The 20,290-nt window shown below is 64.6% G+C and carries 13 protein-coding genes and 2 pseudogenes; 7 read left to right on the top strand and 8 right to left on the bottom strand.

Annotation, left to right across the window (positions count from 1 at the left end; translation table 11 throughout):
- Positions 1–295: 295 nt before the first annotated feature.
- A complete protein-coding gene (locus tag EYR15_RS04000) occupies positions 296–4,585 on the top strand; it encodes a hypothetical protein (RefSeq protein ID WP_165455415.1) in 4,290 nt (1,429 codons plus the stop codon).
- Between the two features lie 45 nt (positions 4,586–4,630).
- On the opposite strand, the gene EYR15_RS04005 is transcribed toward EYR15_RS04000, so the two are convergent.
- The 8 genes and pseudogenes from EYR15_RS04005 to EYR15_RS04035 form a co-directional block, all read right to left on the bottom strand.
- Entirely contained in the window at positions 4,631–5,890 is a 1,260-nt protein-coding gene (locus EYR15_RS04005) for a glycosyltransferase (protein ID WP_165455416.1), read from the bottom strand.
- Positions 5,891–6,035: 145 nt separating this feature from the next.
- Positions 6,036–6,755, bottom strand: a complete 720-nt coding sequence (locus tag EYR15_RS04010; protein ID WP_131001630.1) for a haloacid dehalogenase-like hydrolase — start codon at positions 6,753–6,755, stop codon at positions 6,036–6,038.
- Positions 6,739–7,338, bottom strand: coding sequence for a phosphoribosyltransferase family protein (locus EYR15_RS16950; RefSeq protein ID WP_245498187.1), 600 nt, complete (start codon positions 7,336–7,338; stop codon positions 6,739–6,741). The genes EYR15_RS04010 and EYR15_RS16950 overlap by 17 nt, the downstream gene beginning before the upstream one ends.
- Positions 7,339–7,496: 158 nt before the next feature.
- A pseudogene (locus tag EYR15_RS17350) lies at positions 7,497–8,033 on the bottom strand (glycosyltransferase); the annotation flags it as partial.
- A 183-nt stretch (positions 8,034–8,216) separates the two neighbouring features.
- A pseudogene (locus EYR15_RS17355) lies at positions 8,217–8,630 on the bottom strand (glycosyltransferase); the annotation flags it as partial.
- 39 nt (positions 8,631–8,669) lie between these two features.
- Positions 8,670–9,872, bottom strand: a complete 1,203-nt coding sequence (locus EYR15_RS04025) for an acyltransferase family protein (protein ID WP_165455418.1) — start codon at positions 9,870–9,872, stop codon at positions 8,670–8,672.
- A 141-nt stretch (positions 9,873–10,013) separates the two neighbouring features.
- The gene (locus tag EYR15_RS04030; protein ID WP_131002362.1) at positions 10,014–10,670 is read right to left on the bottom strand and encodes a sugar transferase; all 657 of its coding nucleotides are present in this window, start codon (positions 10,668–10,670) and stop codon (positions 10,014–10,016) included.
- Positions 10,671–11,045: 375 nt separating this feature from the next.
- Positions 11,046–12,173 (bottom strand): acyltransferase family protein, encoded by a 1,128-nt coding sequence (locus tag EYR15_RS04035; protein WP_131001634.1) that lies wholly within the window; start codon positions 12,171–12,173, stop codon positions 11,046–11,048.
- Between the two features lie 270 nt (positions 12,174–12,443).
- Here EYR15_RS04035 and EYR15_RS04040 point away from each other — a divergent pair, with 270 nt between their 5' ends.
- The 6 genes from EYR15_RS04040 to EYR15_RS04065 all read left to right on the top strand — a co-directional run bounded on the left by EYR15_RS04040 (position 12,444) and on the right by EYR15_RS04065 (position 20,273).
- Positions 12,444–14,354 (top strand): glycoside hydrolase family 55 protein, encoded by a 1,911-nt coding sequence (locus tag EYR15_RS04040; protein WP_165455419.1) that lies wholly within the window; start codon positions 12,444–12,446, stop codon positions 14,352–14,354.
- Positions 14,351–15,772, top strand: coding sequence for an O-antigen ligase family protein (locus tag EYR15_RS04045; protein ID WP_131001636.1), 1,422 nt, complete (start codon positions 14,351–14,353; stop codon positions 15,770–15,772). Before EYR15_RS04040 ends, EYR15_RS04045 begins: the two co-directional genes overlap by 4 nt.
- Complete coding sequence (locus tag EYR15_RS04050) at positions 15,769–16,863, top strand: acyltransferase family protein (protein ID WP_131001637.1); 1,095 nt, start codon at positions 15,769–15,771, stop codon at positions 16,861–16,863. The genes EYR15_RS04045 and EYR15_RS04050 overlap by 4 nt, the downstream gene beginning before the upstream one ends.
- On the top strand, positions 16,860–18,284 hold the full coding sequence (locus EYR15_RS04055) for a GumC family protein (RefSeq protein ID WP_131001638.1): 1,425 nt from the start codon (positions 16,860–16,862) through the stop codon (positions 18,282–18,284). The genes EYR15_RS04050 and EYR15_RS04055 overlap by 4 nt, the downstream gene beginning before the upstream one ends.
- A gap of 105 nt (positions 18,285–18,389) precedes the next feature.
- Positions 18,390–18,989, top strand: coding sequence for a tyrosine-protein kinase family protein (locus EYR15_RS04060; RefSeq protein ID WP_131001639.1), 600 nt, complete (start codon positions 18,390–18,392; stop codon positions 18,987–18,989).
- Between the two features lie 51 nt (positions 18,990–19,040).
- Positions 19,041–20,273 (top strand): glycosyltransferase family 4 protein, encoded by a 1,233-nt coding sequence (locus EYR15_RS04065; protein ID WP_131001640.1) that lies wholly within the window; start codon positions 19,041–19,043, stop codon positions 20,271–20,273.
- Positions 20,274–20,290: the final 17 nt, after the last annotated feature.

Here is a 20,290-nt window from a genome sequence, read left to right on the forward strand (position 1 = left end):
TCTCCATCGCGACCCTGATCGGCGAAGCCATCGCCCGAACCTCCTCAGAAGAAAGCGTCTCAAGCCTGTTCGATTGACAGGGCCTGGGCTTTATCCGAGGCCGCTATCGCATCGGTCGACGCCCTGTTTTCGGCGGCCTCCAGCGTCGCGCCCGGACGTCCCTTCGTCAGGAAAAATGCGTACCGGACAACGATTTGAGGGTTGCATAGAACTTTAGTTATCGGATTAGCCCGGACCTAAATACCGCTGCCATACAGTCGGCTCACATTAGAGCTCCATGGCTAGGGACTGGTCCATGTCTATCGTCGCCGGTGCGCGTTCATACTCCGCGTCGAGCTTCCTCGACTCGATTGGCATAAACACGCACATCCCGTCCACGAAGGATGCGTACGGGAACGTCTCGCTTATCAAGAGCAGCCTCGATTATCTCGGCATCGACACGGTCCGCGACGTCATCACCACGAACGCCGCGACGGTTTCGACCTACCAGTCTCTGGCGGAAGGCGGGATCAAGTTCGACTTCCTGCTGCCGAGCCTCACGAGCTTCGGAACGGAAGCCCAGCTGCTCTACCGCCTTGAGCAGATCGACAAGTTCAACGATCTCAACCCCGGCTCGGTCATCGCGGTGGAGGGGCCGAACGAGGTCGACAACTGGACTGTGTCCTACGAGGGCAAAGTCGGGGCCGAGGCTGCGTACGAGATCCAGAAGGACCTCTACGCCTTCATCAAGGGCGACGCGTCGCTCTCGGGCGTGGACGTCTACGGTTATACGCTCGGCGCCGCCGTCTCGAACGGGCAGACGCAGTCGGGCTCGCTCAGCCAGTACACCGACGCGGCCAACCTTCACCTCTACACCGGCACGGACGCCACTCCTGGGACGTCGATCGACAAATACATCGACACGCTGACAAAGAGCGGCGCGTCTGGGGACGTCGTGATCACGGAGACCGGCTTCACGACGGTCTACCCGCGCGCCTACTCCGGCGTCGACCAAGCCACCCAGGCGAATTACACGCTGATGGCGATGGTCGAGTCGTTCTCGGCCGGCGTCGACATGACCTATCTCTACGAGCTTTTCGACAGCGCGTCCGACGCCTCGGGGACGAACACCGAGCTGCATTTCGGGCTCTTCAACGCCGACGGCACGCCGAAGCTCGCCGCTGTCGCCGTCCATAATCTGATGACCATCCTCGCCGACGACGGCAAGGGCACGGCCGCCCCCGGCAAGCTCGCCTTCGCCATCGGCGACGCCTCTTCGACGGTCGAGACCCTCATGCTCGACAAGAGCGACGGCTCGACCGCGCTAATCGTGTGGCCGGACGTCCGCTCCTGGAACGGCGTGACCAACGAAGCGATGTCCGTGGCGAAAGACACGGTCACCGTCTACTTCAACGAGAAGTATGATCAGGTCAGCGTCTACGATCCGATCTCGGGCGAGACGGCGATCTACAAGGCGAATGGCGCGGACCGCGTCGTCCTGACCCTGACCGACCACCCGGTCGTCATCGGGCTCAGCGCCGGCTTTGCGGCGTCGGATGGCGTCTATTCCGGCACCGGAGCGGAGCTCGCGGTGCGCATCGAGGCGCTCGAGCATGCGAGCGTTCTTACGAGCATTACGATCACCGACGGCCACTACCTGCCTGTCGAATCCGTCGCCGCGATGCGCGCGTTCATGGTGGACAATCCGAAGGCGCTGGCGGCGATCAAGGGCGAGTACGGCTTCTCCGTTTCGAGCGCGGATCCTACCGTCCTGCGGACGAGCTTCTACGACGCCTTCGGCGCGCTCGAGCGGACCGAGTCGGACTATCTCACTTCGGGCAAGGTCACGCTCACGATCGTCACCAACGCGGATGGCTCCAGCGAGACGACGCATCTCGACGGCTCCGGCAATCCGACGAGCAAGACGGTCGTCCACGTCGATCATAGCCGCGAAGAGTTCAAGTACGGCATCACGGGCAAGGACTATGTCGCCACCGAGGAGACCTATGACGCGGACGGTCGTTCCACCGGCGTGACCTACTCGCGCGCTGACGGCACGATTTCGCAAGCCTGGAACAGGACCGCGGACGGCACGCTGACCGACCTGCGATACGGCCTCGACGGCAAGCTGGTCTCCTCCTACGTCCAGTCCGCCGACGGTTCGGTTCACATGACCACCTATGTGAACGGTCTTCCGAAGACGGAGAACGCGACGCTCGCGGATGGCTCCAACGTCACGGTGAGCTACGCCAACGGCGTCGCGACCGGCAAGACGATCGTTCACGCCGACAAGAGCAGCGAAGTCTTCAAGTACGGGATCACCGGCAAGGAATACGTCTCCACCAAGGAGACGTACGACGCGCAAGGGCGGGTCACGACCGTCGACTACACCCGCGCCGACGGAACGGCGTCGGAGGCGTGGAGCAAGGCCGCAGATGGCACGGTGACGGACCTCCGCTACGGTCTCGACGGCAAGCTCGTCTCTTCCTACGTGCAGTCCGCCGACGGCTCGGTCGACATGACGACCTACGTCAAGGGCTTGCCGAAGAGCGAGAACATCACGCTGGCCGACGGCTCGAAGCACTCCATCACCTTCAGCGACGCCGGCGCCAAGACGACCGAGAGCGTGCTGTACGCCAACGGCGCGCGCGAGAACTACGAATACGGCATCCAGGGCAAGAGCTACGTCACGCAGATCACGGTCTTCAATCAGGCCGGAAAGCTGATTTCAACGGAGCGCCTCCATGCGGACGGTACGCACGATTACTCGCAGTTCGTCGACGCTGACGGCGCGACCTGGACCTATACGTTTAACGCGGCCGGTGATCCGATCCGGGTCACGCAGGCGCTGAGCTCGGGCGCCTATGACACGGTCATCTACGCCGCCGACGGGAACAAGGTCTCGGAATCAGTGGTGCGGGCAGACCGCAGCCATGACGAGTATGTGTTCAACGTGAAGGGCCAAGCTTACGCGACCCGCGTCGAAAGCTACGACGCCAGCGGCAGGTCGGTGAAAGTGGTCTATCTCAGGGCCGACGGCACCCAGCAGCACACATGGACGCGCAGCGACGACGGCACGATCGTCGACAAGCTCTATGACGCGTCGGGAAATGTCACGTCGATCTATACGAAGACCGCGGCGGGCAAGGAAACCTACGTCACCGTTAAGGCGGGGTCGACGGCTTCAGCCTCGGAAAGCCTCCTCGCCGCGACGCCGCTGCTGAGCGACCTTGATCCCTTGCATAGGTTTGTCGCGGGTACGGACGGGGCCGATCGTCTGGCTGGCACGACAGCCGCCGACACCATGATCGGCGGTCGGGGAAACGACATCTACACGATCAACAACGCGAAAGACCTTGTGCTCGAGAACGGAGCGGCCGGAACCGACACCGTCAACAGCTCGATCAGCTACAAGCTTGGCGACTTCGTCGAGAACCTGACGCTAACCGGCAGCGGGGTCGTCAACGCAACGGGCAACGCGCTCGACAACGTTCTCACCGGCAATGCCGCCGCTAACGTGCTCGATGGCGGCTTGGGCGCAGACAGAATGGCGGGCGGAGCCGGCAACGACACCTACATCCTCGACACCGTGAAGGATGTCGTGACCGAGATCGCGAATAGCGGCGTCGACACCGTCATGAGCTCCGTCAGCTACACGCTTGGCGCCAATGTCGAGAACCTGACGTTGACCGGTAGCGCGAACATCAATGCCACCGGCAATGCTCTGGCGAACGTCCTGACCGGGAACGCCGGAGCGAACGTTCTGGACGGCGGCGCGGGCGCCGACACGATGATCGGCGGCGCAGGCAACGACACTTACATCGTCGATAACGCCAAGGATGTCGTCACCGAACTTGCGAATGGCGGAACCGATACCGTCATGAGCTCGATCACTTACAAGCTCGGCGACAACGTTGAAAACCTGACACTGACCGGCGCCGCGAACATCAACGCGACGGGCAACGCTCTCGCGAACGTTCTGACGGGCAACGCCGGGGCAAACGTTTTAGATGGCGGCACAGGCGCCGACACGATGATCGGCGGGGCTGGCAACGACACCTACATCGTCGACAACGCCAAGGACATCGTCACGGAGTTGGTGAATGGGGGAACCGACGTCGTCAACAGCGCCGTCACCTACAAGCTCGGCGACTTCCTCGAAAATCTCAATTTGACCGGTAGCGCCGCCATCAACGGAACGGGCAACTCGCTGGCGAACGTGATCGTCGGCAATGCCGGCGCCAACGTCATCGATGGCTCCACAGGCGCCGATCGTCTGACCGGCGGCGCCGGCCAGGACACGTTCGTGTTCTCGACGGCGCTAAAGGCCTCGAATGTCGACGTCATCACCGACTTCAAGGCTGTCGACGACACGGTCCACCTGGACGACGCGGTCTTCACTGGCCTCGCGAAAGGGCAGTTGGCGGCTTCGGCGTTCTATGTCGGCGCCGCGGCGCACGACGCCGACGACCGCATCATCTACAACGCTTCGACGGGCGCCCTGCTGTTCGACCGCGATGGAACGGGCAGCAAGTATGGGGCCGTGCAGTTCGCGACGCTCGAGAACCACGCCGCGCTGACGAACGCCGACTTCCTGATCGTCTAAGACAACGCCAGCTGGTTCGGGCCTATCGAGGGCCCGAACCCCACGTCAGCCCAGAAGCCGCTTCACGATCGCCGCGAATTGTCCGGCTCGCTCGGAGCGATACCGGCTGACCTGATCGACGATCCTGCGGCGAAGGGAGATCTGCTTCTCTACGCTCCCGGCGAGCCGAGTGATGGCGGCCGCCGCAGCATCCGGGTCGGCGGTCTCGATCACCATATGGGTGTCGAACGCCCCGAAACCGCGCAGAGCCCGCTGCGTGGCGATCACCGGGACCCCGGCCGCAAGCGCGTCCAGGATCTTGATCTTCAGCCCGCTGCCATGCTCGATCGGAGCGAGCAGAGCGAGGCTGTTCTGGAGCAGATCCTCCAGCCTGTCGTCGTCCACGAAGCCTTCGCCAAAGACGTTCGGGCTGTCGCCCTTCAAGGCCTCCGTTCCCTTTCCGATGAGGACGATCCGGCACTCGGGGCTCGCGCGCCAGAGGGCGGGCGAGAGCTTCTCGCAGATCCAGCGGATCGCGTGGGCGTTCGGCATGAACGATGGCGAGCCGACGAACACGATATCGTGGACGCCGCCGGCCTCGCGGAAGCCTGTCTTGCCCGTGATAGCCTTCGGCCCCTCGGCGTCCAGCGGCAGCAGCGCCTTCGACTTCTGAACATGGCGGCCATAGGCCTGCTGGTCGTAGTCGGAGAGGAAAACGACCTCGTCCGCCCTCGCCAGATACAGCCGCTCGAGCGCCAGCGCCTTCAGGAAATCCAGATACGAGATCAGCTTGCGAGACAGGCTGGTCGCATCCTTACGAAGATCCAGAAGAAGTTCCGGCGTGTTGTCGTGCGAGACGAAGATGATCGGGCGCCTCTTGAACAGCACCCAGAGAAGCGGAACGTTTTGGCCCGCATAGATATGGTCGATGACGATGAGGCCGGGCGGGCGCTGGCGGCTGAGCTCGATCGCGTCGCGTTTCGCGCGCCGAGACAAAAGGGAAAATCCGACGTGAAGCGCCTGCGGTTGCATCAACGCGCGAGCCTTTGCCAGAAGGCTCGACCCTCCGCCGCTATGCGCAGCGCTCGCCTCGGACGGATAGATCCGCAGCACTGCGGCGCCGGAGCGAGGCGAGATCTCGACCTCCTGGGCGCTTGGATCGACGACGAAGCCTTCAACAGCGACGCCGCTCTCCGAAATCTCCTCCCAGTGCAGGCGCGTGACGCGGTCGAGGCCGGCGCTCACCATGCGAATCCCGCCGACGCCGAAATAGTACACGAGCCGGTCCGCCGGTTTCGGAGACGCGGCGACGCCGGCGGCGCTCACGGCATCCCGTCGCGCGCTCCTGACATCATCCACCTGTTGCCGCCGACTCGTCATCCTTGCCCCGATCGACGTCTACAAGACCGTATCAGCATCCGCGCCACGTCCGACCCCTTGGACACGCAAAACACCGCGGTGTGGCTCTCTGTCACCCCCATACGTCTGCATGGCGGAGTTCGAGTTTCGAAAGCGGAATGAACGCCTTGGCCGGCAGCGTTCCAGCGGCCTTGCGACCATCGGCGTCGGTCCCGCACCAGACGAGGATGTCGGCGCTCTCCACCAGGGGCGCGTCCTCCAGATGATCGGTGAAAACGACCAGCGGACGTCCGTTCCAACCCGCTTTCTCGACGAAGGCCAGAACCGATGCGCGCTTCGCGGGACCGACATTCTCATCGACGTCCGCTCGTCCGCGCGGCGTCGCAACGTAGTGACGAAAGCCGAGCCGCGCCGCGAGCTCCTCGGCGTATTCCTCTGCGGCCGCGGTGGCGAGCAGAGCGTCGATCTCGCCAGAAGCGACCTTGGCCAGCGCAGGTCCGAATTCGCGGCGGACGTGCGGCATCAGCCGGGCCGTGAAGTCTTCAGCCGCCTGCGCCTGGGGTAGGGCGGTCCACAGGCGTTGAAGCCGCAGTTTGAGCAATTGGTGGGAACGCTTGAACGCCTTGCGTTCGATGAGCGCCATGGCCGTACGGGCGGCCACGCTCGCTCGCGCGCCGAGCGGCGCCGTCGCCGGGCCACCCTTCAGCAGGTATCTCACCCACAGCGGGAAGCTGTTCACGTCTAGGATCGTGCCGTCGAGATCAAAAGCATAGACCGGTCGGACGGTCGAGCGTTTGAGGGTCTCGATCGCGGCGTCAGGCGACGAAGTCATTGGACCACGGAAATCGCAGGAGGACGTTGGTGTGCAGGCTAACGTCGGCGCGCGCGATCGGCTCCGCCGTCGTCGTGACGAGCACGGCGGACCGCACGGACGCGGAGGGGCTGATCGCCTCCACGAAACGCTTCACGGCGAGCAGCGTCGCCCCGGTGTCGACGGCGTCGTCGACGATCAGGACGGAAGCGCCGGGCCGCGCCCTGATCGCTTCGGTGAGCGCGGCGCCCTCGGCCGGGTCGGGGCTCCATTCCTTTGGCGTCGCTCCGGGCGAGGCCTTCTCGCGTTTTGCGGTCAGGATGCGATGCTCGACGACGCGGATCTTGTCGGTCACGACATAGGGCAGCGCGCGCAGCACCTTGCCGACGAGCGGAGAGGCGTTCTTCGCCGCAGTCGTGTTGCGTCGGCGCGTGATCGGCAGCAGGGTCGTCGCCGCAGGACGCGCCTCTCGCATCATCCGCTCCGCGACGACGTAGCCGCCGGTGCGGATCCCGACCAGGAAGTCCGGCGCCTTGCCGGCGGTGGCTGCATCCCAGAGATCGAGGCAGGTGGCGCCGAAACGCGGATCGTCGAGGGTCACCACCTTCAAAGCGCGCTCTCCTGCTGGACGACGGTGACGCCGGCGTGCGCCGGGCGCGGGTCGCGCGCGGAAGCGCTCCCCAGAACGTCGTCGTAGATGTCGAGCAATTCGCGCACATGACGTTCGCGATTGGGCGGGTTCGCCCAGAAGGCGTCGTAGGCCGCTGCGCCATAGGCCGCGACGCGCGCGCCATCGGCCGTCTCGCGAAGCGCTGCGGCGAGGCTCTCCACCGAACCGGCGGTGATCACCCAGCCTGTCCGGCCGGGCTCCACCCTTTCGGACGCCGCGGAGACGTCGCTCACGATCGACGGCACGCCGCGGGCTGCGGCCTCGGACACGACGAGGCCGAAGGTCTCGTACCAGAGGCTCGGGAAGACCAGGACGCGGGCTTTGTCGAGCTCGGCCACCACCTGCGTCGGCGACAGCCATCCGGTCGCCTCCGCATGTGGCGCAGCGTCGACGAGCGGGCGGAGGGGGCCGTCTCCGACGAAGCGGATCGGGATCCCGGCGGCTTCGGATGCGGCGAGCAGCGTCTCGACGCCCTTCTCGCGGTCGAGCCGGCCGACCGCGACAACGGTGGGGTTCGCGGCGACGTCGACGCGGGGCGACGGCGGGATGTCGATGATGTTTTCGAGTGGGAAGATGCGCGATCCGCTCGGCAGATAGGGCTTCAGGATCTCTGTCGAACGTCGCGACAAGGCGATGTAGTTCCGGACGACCGCAGGGAAGCGGCCGATGCGGATCTGCGCCTGCGCGCGTACCAGCCGGTAGATCTTGTGGGCGCGGCCGCGCTTGTCGCATTGCGCCTTGACGCAGGCGAACGAGAGCGCCTGGCGTCCGCAGGGCCGGTTCTCCTGATAATCGAAGAACGCCCCGTTCGGGCACGCCGAGAAGAAGTCGTGCAGCGTGCAGACCACCTGGAAGCCGAGATCGGCCGCGGCCTTGGCGGGGGCGGGGGTCAGCGATTTCGTGTAGCCGTGGAGGTGGACGACCACACGACGCGGGTCGCGGCCGCGCAGGTGCTCCGCCATCACCTTATAGGCCCCGGCGTTCCAGAGGCCCTGAAGCAGCACCTTGGGCGACTTGCCGGCATCCAGCAGCTCGGGCTGGTCGAGGTCGATCAGCCGTATGCCGGCGTCCACCAGCTCGGCGCAGGCGGGACCGTTCGCGCCGAAGAAGGTCACGTCGACGCCGGCGCCGGCGAGCGCGACCGCCTCGTCGATCGCAACGCGGCTCGCGCCGCCCTGCACATGCAGGAAGTCGTTGACGACGATGACCTCAGACCGATGCGACACTCTAAGCTCCGAACTTGTCTCGCGCTGTCCGCGCGCCGCTCACGTCCGGCTGACCAGAGGCGCGTCGACGGGGGCGCGCGCCGCCGGCCGCCCAAGCAGGGCGAACAGCACGAAGGTTTGCCCCGGGAGTTCCACGAAACGCCGCAGCAGCATCGCCGCCACGAGCGTGCCCGCGAGGAACATGAGGGTCGCGAGGTCCATAGCCCAAGCGTTCGGCAGACTCATGATGACGTATTCGTTGCCGTGTTCGACGAAACGCTCGGTCAACGGCGCGCCCGTCCTCTGTTCGACGAGCTTGGCGAGGGTGGTCAGCGCGTAAACGCCCAAGGCGTGGATCATGTAGACCGCGTAGGACAGCGCCCCGAGCATGACGAGCGGCGGGGAAGCGAGACCACGCGACATCAGCCCACGCCCGTGCGCGAAGACGGCGACGACGCCGGCGAACACGATCGGAGCGGCAATCGACCAGCGCCCGTCGCCGGCGAAAGTCACAAAGGCGAGCGCGCCGACGAGCGTGGCCGCTTCGATCAAGGTCGCCTGGCGAGACGACGCCGCAGAGCTGGCGCCGTGATCCACCGCCGCCCGACCGATCAGAAAGATGCGAACCAGCGCTCCAAGGAAGAAGCCCGCGAGGCACCGCAGCAGGCCGAAATCCGCTGTCACATTCAGAGTCGAGACGCCCGTTGCAAAGAGGGCGACGAGCGCTCCCACTGCGACGGCCGCAAAGACCGGGACCCTGAAGCGGCCGGCGGCCAGAACGAGGAGGGCGAACGCGACGTAAGTCCAAAACTCGACGCTGATCGACCAAGCTGGCCCGTTCCACGACAGGTCGTTGAAGAAGCCCACGCTCTGCGTCAGCGTCAGGTTGCCCAGGAGGGTCGCGACCGAGCGGCTCCCGGCGAACGGCGCGCGTCCGCTGTCGACGGCGCCGCCTGCCCAGCGCGCGCATTCGATGGCGACATAGATCAGAAGGATCGCGAGATGGAGCGGATAGAGCCGCGCGAAGCGGCGGATCATGAACGGCGTCAGGTCCGCTACGGACCGGAGCTTGTCGCCATAGGTGTGGCAGATGACGAAGCCGCTCAGAACAAAGAAGAAATCCACGAAGATGTAGGCGTTGCGGAGCAGCGGTCCGATCATTGAATGGGCCGCGGGGTTGAAGTGGTAAGCCGCAACCAGAAGCGCGCAGACGCCGCGCCATCCATCGAGGGCCTCAAAGCGACCCTGGAGCCGGGGGGCCAAGAGGGCCGCCGACGGCGGCGCCGAGCTCTCTCCCGTCGCCCTCGCCAACCTGGCTGGCTCAGGCATACGCACCGCGACGTCCTCGTTCCACGGCGCCGCAACGCGCGCTGTGACTGCGCAGCGTTTCGCGCCGGGGCATGGTCACACGCTGCCGCGCTGCATCACCACCGCCGGGACGGTGAGCAGCATGATCCGGATATCCTTCGCGGTGGACCAGGTGCGGACATATTCGGAATCGAAGGCCAGCCGCTGCGCGTAGCTCGTGTCGCTTCGGCCGCTGATCTGCCAGAGACCGGTGATGCCCGGACGGGTCTGCAGATAGTCGGAAGCGTGATCGCCATAATTGGCGAGTTCGGCCGTAACCACCGGGCGCGGTCCTACGATGCTCATTTCGCCGCGGAGGACGTTCAGCAGTTGCGGCAGTTCATCGAGGCTGGACTTGCGCAGGATCTTGCCGATCCCGGTCACGCGCGGATCGTTGCGCAGCTTCCTGGTCTCGCTCCACTCGATCCTCGCTTCCGGATTTTCGGCGAGATGCCGCTTCAGCACCTCGTCGCCGTTCACGACCATCGTACGGAATTTGAGGCACTTGAAGGTGGCGCCGCAGAAGCCGCGGCGGGCATGGCCATAGAAGACGGGTCCTTTGCTGGAGGCCCTCACGGCCAGGATGATCAGCAGGAACACCGGAAGAAGGAAGGCGATCGCAAGCGCGCTGAAAACGACGTCGATCGCTCGTTTCGCGCCACCGCCGAGCGGCTCCGCTCCTACCGCAGGCTCGGCGGCAAAGCCGCCGCCCAGCGCAGATTCCTGACTTGCTCCAGTAAAGCTCACGAAAAACTCCACGGATGTGGGCCGTCAGGCCTCGGTTTGAATTCAGGCGCGAAGCGGAGCGTTGTCTTTTCGCCGGAAGCGATTGAAGACCGCCCGTCGCTTCGGACCGCATTCGGCGATCCTCGCATCGTGCGACTTACGCATAAACCCTTCATATGACAGTAACCCTACCCAATCTTTGCTGCAGCGCAATAGCCGCGCGGCACAAATTGGTTGTTGGTAAAGATCGCAAATTTGGCTCACGACCTCGACTAAGGGATGAACCGCTTGCCGTTCTCGACTTGATGCGGTTATCCGCCGCATCGTCCTGCGCGCCTGGAGAAGCGCGCAGGTGCGAAAGGATCAGGCCAGCTTCACCTGTTCGCGCCTCGTAAGGCGCTTGCCGAGCGCGATGCCGGGAAGCTCCACGAAGCGGTGAATCAGATAGGCGGCCGGCACCGCGGCGATGATCGCCGCGATCTGTATAGCGACCATCTGAGGTCGCGAGAGATCCGCCACGCCGAGCGCGAGATCGCCCAAGATCACCTGGATGGGACGATGGATGAGATAGAGGGAGTACGACAGGCCGCCGAGAAATAGCGGAATCCGGGTCGCGAAGAAGAAAGAGAAGACGCTGCCGGCGACCGGGCTCGTGCGGCCCCAGACCAGAAACGAATAGAACACCAGCCAGATCGAGAGCGGCAGAAACTCGCTCGAAAAGGCCAGCATCAGGAACGCCGACGCCGCTGCGATGGCCACCGGCGAATAATTCAGCTTTTCGAGCTCGGGGTAGAGCAGGCGGGACAGAATGCCGATCGCGAAATAGCCGCTCGTCGCGGCGAGCGTCGCAGGGATCGGATAGGAGCCCAGAAAGCCCTTCTCGTAGGCCACCAGCAGCAGCGCGAACACCACCGCGCACAGCACCGTTTTGACCGGACTGCCGAACGCGCGAAGGATCAGAGGCGCTACCAAATAGAATTGCCATTCCAGAGACAGACTCCATGCCGCGGGCAGGAATGTCATCGCTGCGCGTGGCAGAAGTTCGTCGGGAATGAGGCCGTGAAGCATGAAGAGATGAAGCAGCGCATGCGGCGCGGTATTATTATGTGTCTGCGAAGCGATCTCGGCGACGCCGCGAGAGTACTCGGCCCAGCCGGGGAGATCCTGCCACGAGACAGTTTGAACGATGTGGGCCCAGGGGCCGAGAATGAGGTAGCCGATCGCGCAGCAGAGAGCGTAGGCGGGGAACAGGCGCAGGAACCGGCGGGTGATATATTGCGAGTAGGTCTCGCGGCCCTGGAGCAGCAGGTGGGTGATGACGAACCCGCTGAGGATCATGAAGATCGCCACGGCGGCCTCGCCTCGAAGCAGAACGCCGAGGGGACCGGGCAAGGACAGAAATCCCGAAAGCTGAAGCCCGTGGCCCAGCGCGACCCATAGCGCGAGATAGCCCCGAAGACCTTCAATCTGGTCGAGATGTCCGCGCTTCATCCAAGCCTCCTAACCATTTCTAAGAGGCGTCTAGCGCCCGACCGCGTCGATACGAAGGCCGCGTTGCAACGCGCGCTCGCCAATTAACTCCGCTTGTCGGCCGTTATTCTGCACTGCACAAATTTCATTGACGCGACGCTGCCGCGCAATGTCAACTGCGCGCGGCTGTCCGACACCAACCTGCGGATGAGCCCGTCGCTACAGGGTATTTCATTGCGGGAAGCAGACTTGATAGCGGGGGCGGCTCGCCGGGGCTCGCCGCGGCGTCTTGTGCTCGCGGCGGCGCTGTCGTCGGTTCTGGCTTTTTCGCCGCCGGCTTCTGCGCTCCCGCAGGGCGTCGCGCCGCCTCCCGCAAGCGGCGTGGTCAACGTCCGCGATTTCGGCGCCCAAGGCGATGGGATTGCGAACGACACCGACGCCATCCAGCGGGCGATCGATTCGGTCGCCGTGGCGCCGGGACGGGTGTTCTGGGAGACGCCGATCGTCTACTTTCCGGCGGGAACCTACCTGATCAGCGGCACGCTTGAGCGACGCGACGGCGAAGGGCGCTTCACGAGCGGCATGGCGATCGCCGGGGAAGGCCGAGACCGCACTACGATCAAGCTCGCCGACGCTGCGCCAGGTTTTGGCGACCCGCGGGCGCCCAAGGCGATGGTTCTCACGAGCGCCCGGCTGCTGGACGGTACCTCGTCCAGCGGCGGCAAGGATTATGCTGGGAAGGGCGAGGGCAACGACGCCTATGCGAATTACGTCGAGAACCTGACGCTCGACGTCGGCGACAAGAACCCTGGCGCCGTCGCCCTCGACTATCTCGCGAACAATATCGGCGCCGTCCGCCGGGTGAGCCTCGTGGGCAGAGCCGGCAGCGGGGCCGTGGGCCTCGCGCTGACGCGCAAATGGATCGGCCCCGCTTTGATCAGCGACGTCACCGTGGACGGTTTCGACGTCGGGATCGATGTGGCGAACACCGAGTATGGCGTGACGATGGCGCACATCCGGGTGCGGAACGCGCGCAACGCCGGCCTCCGTAACGCCGGCAACCTTGTCGCCGTCGACGACCTTGTCGTCGAGACCGCGTCCGGCCCGGCCGTAAAGAACGCCTCGCTCGGCGGTCTCGTGATGGTCAACGGGGGCGCCTTCTCCGGATCGGGCGGGGCGGCGATCGAGAACCGGGGCTACCTGACGCTCTCCGGAGTGAAAAGCACGGGCTTCGCCGCGCTGTTCCCTCGATCGAAGGAAGTGGACGGGGACGGCAGTTTCGGACCGGACAACAAGCGCCTGGGCGACGCGGACTGGCGGCTAGGCCCGGCCGACGCCCCGGCGGTCGATCTGGGGCCTCGGGACCAGTGGGTCGACATCACCGCGTTCGGCGCGCGGCCGGGGCGCGATTTTGACTCGACCAAGGCCATCCGGCGCGCGTTTCAATCCGGCGCGCGAACGATCGTCTTCCCCTACGGGGACTACATGGTGACCGACGTCATCGAGATCCCCGAGACGGTCCGCGCCATCCTCGGCATGCACGCCACGATCACCGTCGGAGACGCGCGCGCGCCGCGGTTCGATCGGCGGGAGAACGGGATCTTCAAGGTCGCGACCGGCGGAGACCCGCTTCACATCGAGAAGCTGACCTTTGACATGACCGACCGCGGCGGCCAGCTCGGCTACGAGCTCACCGGCGACCGCGTCGTCGCGATCGAAGATCAGGTGACGGCCGGCGTGAATCTCGTAGAGCGTCGGCCGACGGGAGGGCCCCTCTTCGTCTCCAACGCCTGCTGCGGCGCCGCCATGATCGCAGGTCCTGCCCCGGTGTGGATGCGGCAGTTCAACTCCGAGGGCGCAAAAAGCGCCCGTCTGCGTAACGATGGCTCTCGCGTCCGCGTGCTGGGGATGAAGGTCGAACAGGAAGTGACGATCCTCGAGAACCGCGGAGGGGGCGTATCCGAGATCGTGGGCGGGTTCTTTTATCCGGTCGTTCCCGGCGACGAGCCACGCCCACTTGTGGTCAATGACGGCGGCGAGGTGCGTCTTGGCTATGCGGAAGAGGCTTTCCGCAAAGACGCCACATACGACGTCCATGTCAGCTCGGCGGTCGGGAAGCGCCTGGTGACGAAGCGGATGCTGCCGATGCGCAATGCGAGCGGCGCGCGGATCGTCCCCTTCATAGCGGATCACGCGGAATGAGCGCTGTCAGCGACTACAAGGTCCCCGCAGGGTTCGGCGCCGCTTCCGAGGACGCAAACGCGTTCGAAGCAGCCGTCCTGACGATCGCGCTTTGCATCTACATCGCGCTTTTCGCGAGCGAGGGCGTGGTCCGCTGGGTGCTGAACATGTTCGGCGCGGATCCGCTGATCTTCCTCCGGGACGCGATGATCTTCGGCGCGATCGGGCTCATCGTCCTGCGCCGGTTCATGAACCATCGAGGCGCGCCGCTCGTCGTCGGCACGGTGGCGGTTCTCGCGCTTCACGGCATGATCGGCTACTTCAACATGCGGGGGCTGTCGCCCGTCATCGCCGGCGCGAAGCCTTTTCTTTCGCTGATCATCGGCGCCTATTGCGCCGATCGGCTTTTCCGCCCGAAACGATGGTTCATCGTCTTCCTCTCGGTCCTGTTTGTCGCCTCGGTGATCGCAGGCGGCCTCGAGAAGTATTTCGTGGAATGGCCTTGGGTCGGACTCAAAGCCGACATCGGCGGACAGGCTGTCGAAATCAGTCGCGACTGGCAGATCGGCGGCGCCGACAAGCGAGCGGCGGGCCTGGCGCGCTCCTCCGCCCATCTCTCTGGCTTGCTATCCTGCGTCGGCATCCTTCTGTTCTTCATCGCGCGATCGATGTTCGTTCGCTTGCTGATCGCAGTAATGACCACCGTCGGCGTCTTCTGGAGCACTCAGAAGGGTACGTTGGCCGGGGTGATCGTCATATTTACCGTAGCGATGGTATTTCCCAAAAGAGCGGCCATTCCGGCGCTCAAATGGACTATGCTTATCCTGCTGTTGCTGATGATCGGGCTGCCGCTCATGCTGCCGGGATATATAATGCCGTCCGGCGACATCAGCGTCTTCTCGCTTCAATCGTTCTATGACCGCGCCGCGCGCATGTGGCCGGACGCCTGGGCGTGGTACGCGCAGAAAAGCGTCCCGTTCTTCGGCGTCGGTCTCGGCGGCATCGGCTACGCCATGCGGATGTACTCGCCCGACGCGGCCTTCTACGTGACGAATTTCGCGGCCTACGAGCCGTACTATCTGAATTCAGCCGACAACATGTTCGTCTATCTGTATGTGCAGTTCGGCGTGATGTCGTTGCTGTACATCGGTCTCATCGCCTTCTACGCGCTGAGGCAACGGTCGGCCTACGACCAGACGACGACCGCCGCTCTCGCGATGCTGGCGTTCATCTTCGCCTATGGGGTGGTCGCCAACGTGATCGAGGATCAGATTTCCTGCCTGTTTTTCGGCGCAGCGATCTACATCCTTTTCCGGAACGTGACCCAGGATGCTCGCGAGCCGTCGCACGTGGTGGCGACGCCTCCCAAGACGGCGGCTCCTTTCGATCCCTATCGCGTAGCTTTCGTCCCCAAGAACCCAACGAGAACCCGGGCATGACAGGCGCGCTTCGCCGCAATGCCCAGCTCCTGCGGGAGCGGCCGAACAACTTCACCCTGCTGCGCATCCTGTTTGCAGTGGCGGTGGTGTACGACCATTTCTACGTGCTCTTGTCGGCTCCGGAGGCCCGGTACGGCTTTCCATGGGCCGAGCTCGGCGTGGCGGCTTTCTTCGTGACGAGCGGCGTGCTCGTCACCGCGAGCTATGATGAAGATCCCCAGCTTCTCCGGTTCTGGGTCAAGCGCCTGTTCCGGATCCTGCCTCTCTATCTGCTGGTGGTCGGCTGCCAGGGAGCTGTCATGAGCGTCATCGCGCTGTCGCGAGGGACGTTCGACCTTGCCGAACTGGGCCATTACCTCGTGATGAACGCGCTTTTCATGAACTTCAACGCGCCGGCTTTCGGCGGGGTGTTGGACGGCTTCCCGACGCCCGCGATCAATCCGAGCCTCTGGACGCTGAAGATCGAACTCATGTTCTACGCCGTTCTCCCCTTGCTGATGGCGGTCTATCGGCGGCTCGGTTTCGCCTGGATCGCGGCGCTGTTCATCGCATCGACGCTGTTTTACGAGTATTTCGTCGACGCCCAGCCCATGCTCGCGAAGCAACTTCCGGGGCAGATCCGTTATTTCGCGGTCGGCATGGCGATCGCCCTCTATTTCGATCGTCTGGACGCTCTGAAACGGCCTTCTACGCGGATCCTGGCGCTTGCCGTCATCGCGCTCGTCGCCGTCGCCGGCTTGGTCTGGTTCGTTCCGCACGCTTCTGCGTTCGAGCCGCTTTTCGTCGCGTCGGCCGTCTTTATCGCCGCCTTCTGGCTGCCGGCGCTCTGGGAGCCGGTCGACGTCTCGTACGGCGCCTATCTGTTTCACGCGCCGATCATCCAGCTTAGCGCCGTCTACGGTCTGTACGCCGCCGATCTGCTTCGGCTCGGCGCCCTCATGGTGATCGTTTTGTCGCTGGCGGCCCTGGCGCATATCTTTATCGAGAAGCCTGGCATAAAGCTTGGGCGCGCATTCATCCGCGCGTCGTTTCGACCGAATACGCCGGTTATTGATCTGGTGCTGCAGCCAACGCGGGTAAAAGACCAATGAACTTTGACTTTACTGCTCGTGGCGTTGCGACGCTCCTTTTCAGATATATGAAGATGATCGTCGGCATCACCGCGATGTTCGTCGTGTTGGCGCTGATCTACTTCTTTACCGCGACAAATATCTATCAGGCGCAGGCCTCGTTGGTTCTGCGGTTCGGCAGCGACATCCGTCCCGAGCTTGCGGTCGACGATCGGCAGATCGTCGTGCCGAGCGGCAAGGACGAGCGACGGGAGATGATCGAGAACTATCTCCGCATCGTGCAGAGCCGCGAATATGCCGAGCGCCTCGTGAAGGAGTTCGGCGTTCAGACGCTCTACCCCAAGATCTACGCCAACCCGCCGCGCCTGGGCACCGCCGACGACGTCGCCGTCGATGTGCTGCGCGATTCGATCTCCGCAAAGTCCGGCGCTTCGACGAACGTGGTCGAGATCTCGCTCTTCCATCAGAGCCGCGAACTCGGCGAAAAGCTGCTCAAGCGGCTGATCGAGATGTCGATCGAGACGCAGGCGGAGCTTTACGAGAACCCTCAGCTCGCCTTCACCGCCGATCAGACCAAGGCCGCTCAGGCGCTGCTCGAGGAGAAGCAGGCGGCGCTGAACGCGAAGCGGCGTCAGTCGGGAATCTTCGAATACGAGAAGCAGTTCGAGCTGCTGCTCGCGCAGCAGAGCTCCGCTTCGGACAATATCTACACGCTGAACGCCCGCGCCGCAGAGGCCGAGGGCAAGCAGGCGAAGCTCGAGCAGATCCTCGGGACCGTGCCGACGAACGTCGCGAGCATCGTCGACGCGACGAAATACAAGGAGATCCAGGATCTCGGCAACGAGCTGAACCAGCTCCGCGCGGCGAGCACGCCAACCGCCAGGGCCGCTCTCGCGGACAAAGAGCGGCAGTACCAGCAGCGGCTTCGCGAGATCCAGTCGCTCAACCGCGGCGGGTCGACCGACATCTACCAGAGCTTGCTGGCGGATTATCTCCGATCGTCCGCGGACGTCGAAGCCGCACGCAAATCGATGGACTACTGGGCCGGCGAACGCCGGGCGCTTTCGAGCCGCATCGAGAACATGCAGCGCGACAACCAGGCGATCGTCGATCTGACCCGCGAGGTCGACCTCGCCGACGCGAGCTATCGCGTGCTTGCGCGGAAATACAGCGACGCCTCGGTCAACCAGCGCCTGAACGACGAGGGCATCACGCGGATTTCCGTCATCGACGAGCCCTATTCGGACCCGAAGCCGGCCCGTCCGCGAAAGTTCCTGCTGCTCGCGGCCGCGCTGATCGGCAGCCTTCTGGTCTCGGGCACCATCATCGTTCTGCGGGAAGCTCTGTCCGACCGCATCGCGAGCCCGCACGAAATCGAACAGGGACTGCGGCTCAAGGTCATTTCCGCATTCCCGAAATTTGATCCGCGACCGGCGACGTGAACGGTGCCGTTTCCGACGGCCCAACGGATTTAGGAGTACTCATTGTCTCGTCGTTCACCTGCTGAATCTGCCACGACCCTCTGGCGCACGCTTTCGACCTCGCTCATGGAAGCCGAACCTCGCGCCGCGCTTTTCGCATGTGCGGAGGGGGACGAAGGCTCGGCGGAGGCGGCGCTCGGCGCCTGTCGGGCTGCGGAGGCGGAGGGGCTCAGGTCCTGCATGCTCCTTTGGGGCTCCGAACCCTACAAACTCGCCGCCAAGACCTGGCGGCAGGCCGCAGACGCTGATTCTGCCCCGTTCGTGCTGGGACGACACCCTCTGAAGATCCTGAGGGGCATGCCGGGCGACCCGGACGTGCTCGAGCTCGCCCTCAAGGAGAATTTCCTGCGCGACGTGGTCACGGCCGAGCGGCAGCCCGGCGGCGGCGACCTGCGGACTGGCCTGACCGACGTTCTGCTCAGCGAGTTGGGGAAGCTCTATGACGTCACGGTTATCGTGACCGGCCCGGTCATCGCGGACCCATACGCCCTGATCCTGGCCGACAGCGTGCCCGGCGTCGTCATTGTCATCCGTTCAGGCAAGACCCGTCTGGCGGAAGCGACGCGCGTCAAAAGCCTCGTCGAGGCCGCCGGCGGCAGCATCGTTGGAGCGGTGATGACCTATCACAAGCAATATCTCCCGGACTGGCTCGCCCGCAGGCTCTGACGGGCGGTCGTCTTCGTCCGGGATCTGGCGTCCTCGCCGGCAGGAGCTTCCATGCACGTCATGCTCGCGAACAATATCTACCCGCCGATCGCCGCCGGCGGGGCGGAGTTGATCGTGGCCTATCTCGCCGAGGAGCTCGTTCGTCGAGGCGCGCAGGTGACGGTGGTCTCGACCTGCGGGCCCGAGATGGAGCCCTATCCCGTGGAGCAGCGGAACGGCGTCGAGGTCGTCCGCTTTTTCCCGAAGAACGTCTACTGGCACTTCGACCGCGGCCATGCGAAGCGGCTCGACAAGATGCGCTGGCATCTCACCGACGCCTGGAACCGTGACGCGGCCCGGCGCATCCGCACGATCATGGATCAGCGCCGACCCGACCTGTTCCACACCCATCTGGTCGACGGGTTCTCGGCCTCGATCTGGCGGTCCGCCCAGCGTGCGGGACTGCCGGTCGTTCATACCGCGCACGACTACCACCTGATCTGCCCCCGCGCGTTTATGCTGTCGAAGAGCTGGAAGCTCTGCACCAATCCAAGCCTCGGCTGTCGAACCTACCGCCGCTGGCACGTGGCCACGGCCAAGGACATCGACGTCTTCTGCAGCCCGTCGCGCTTCCTGATCGACCAGCACGTTGCGGCCGGCCTAAAGGTCGCCGACACGCGTGTGGTGAGAAACGGCATCCCTCTGCCGGACGCGCTTCCGGCGGCGAAGGGGGAGGGGCCGCTTCGCCTGTTGATGCCGGCTCGACTGACGGTCGAGAAAGGCGTGCGGGTTGTCCTGGACGCCATGCGGCTGATCGGAGCGGACACGCCTGTCGAACTGCATGTCGCAGGACGAGGCGCGCTCGAGCCTGAGGTCCAGGCGGCGGCCGCGGCTGATCCCCGAATCCGGTATCACGGCTACGTCTCCGGCGATCAGAAGGCGACGCTGTTCTCCCAAGCGGACGTCTTCCTTCTGCCGTCGCTCTGGTATGAGAACGCGCCGGTGGTGATCGTGGAAGCGGCCGCCTACGGCCTCGGCGTCATCGCGAGCAGGATCGGGGCGATTCCGGAATTCGTTCGGGACGGGGAGACAGGCGTGCTGTTCGAGCCCGGCTCCGCCGAGGATCTGGCGTCAACGATCCGGCGCGTCGCTCACGATCCTCAGCTGCGGCAGGTGTTCCGGGAGAAATCCGGCCCCTTCGCGCAGTCCTTCACGGTGGAGCGGATGTGCGACGCCTATCAGGCCGTCTATAGCGACCTTCTGGCGCGCCGCGCGGGCGAACAGGGTCTTAGACGCGCGAGCTGACCGCCGGAGCGGTCGGC

The sequence above is a fragment of the Hansschlegelia quercus genome, assembly GCF_004310425.1.
GTDB classification, from domain to species: Bacteria; Pseudomonadota; Alphaproteobacteria; order Rhizobiales; family Methylopilaceae; genus Methylopila; species Methylopila quercus.

Bases quoted from the DNA above. Each gene is read 5' to 3' on its own strand.
- EYR15_RS04000 (WP_165455415.1), top strand. From the start codon at position 296: ATGTCTATCGTCGCCGGTGCGCGTTCATACTCCGCGTCGAGCTTCCTC.
- EYR15_RS04010 (WP_131001630.1), bottom strand. From the start codon at position 6,755: ATGACTTCGTCGCCTGACGCCGCGATCGAGACCCTCAAACGCTCGACC.
- EYR15_RS04035 (WP_131001634.1), bottom strand. From the start codon at position 12,173: ATGAAGCGCGGACATCTCGACCAGATTGAAGGTCTTCGGGGCTATCTC.
- EYR15_RS04045 (WP_131001636.1), top strand. From the start codon at position 14,351: ATGAGCGCTGTCAGCGACTACAAGGTCCCCGCAGGGTTCGGCGCCGCT.
- EYR15_RS04050 (WP_131001637.1), top strand. From the start codon at position 15,769: ATGACAGGCGCGCTTCGCCGCAATGCCCAGCTCCTGCGGGAGCGGCCG.
- EYR15_RS04055 (WP_131001638.1), top strand. From the start codon at position 16,860: ATGAACTTTGACTTTACTGCTCGTGGCGTTGCGACGCTCCTTTTCAGA.
- EYR15_RS04060 (WP_131001639.1), top strand. From the start codon at position 18,390: ATGGAAGCCGAACCTCGCGCCGCGCTTTTCGCATGTGCGGAGGGGGAC.
- EYR15_RS04065 (WP_131001640.1), top strand. From the start codon at position 19,041: ATGCACGTCATGCTCGCGAACAATATCTACCCGCCGATCGCCGCCGGC.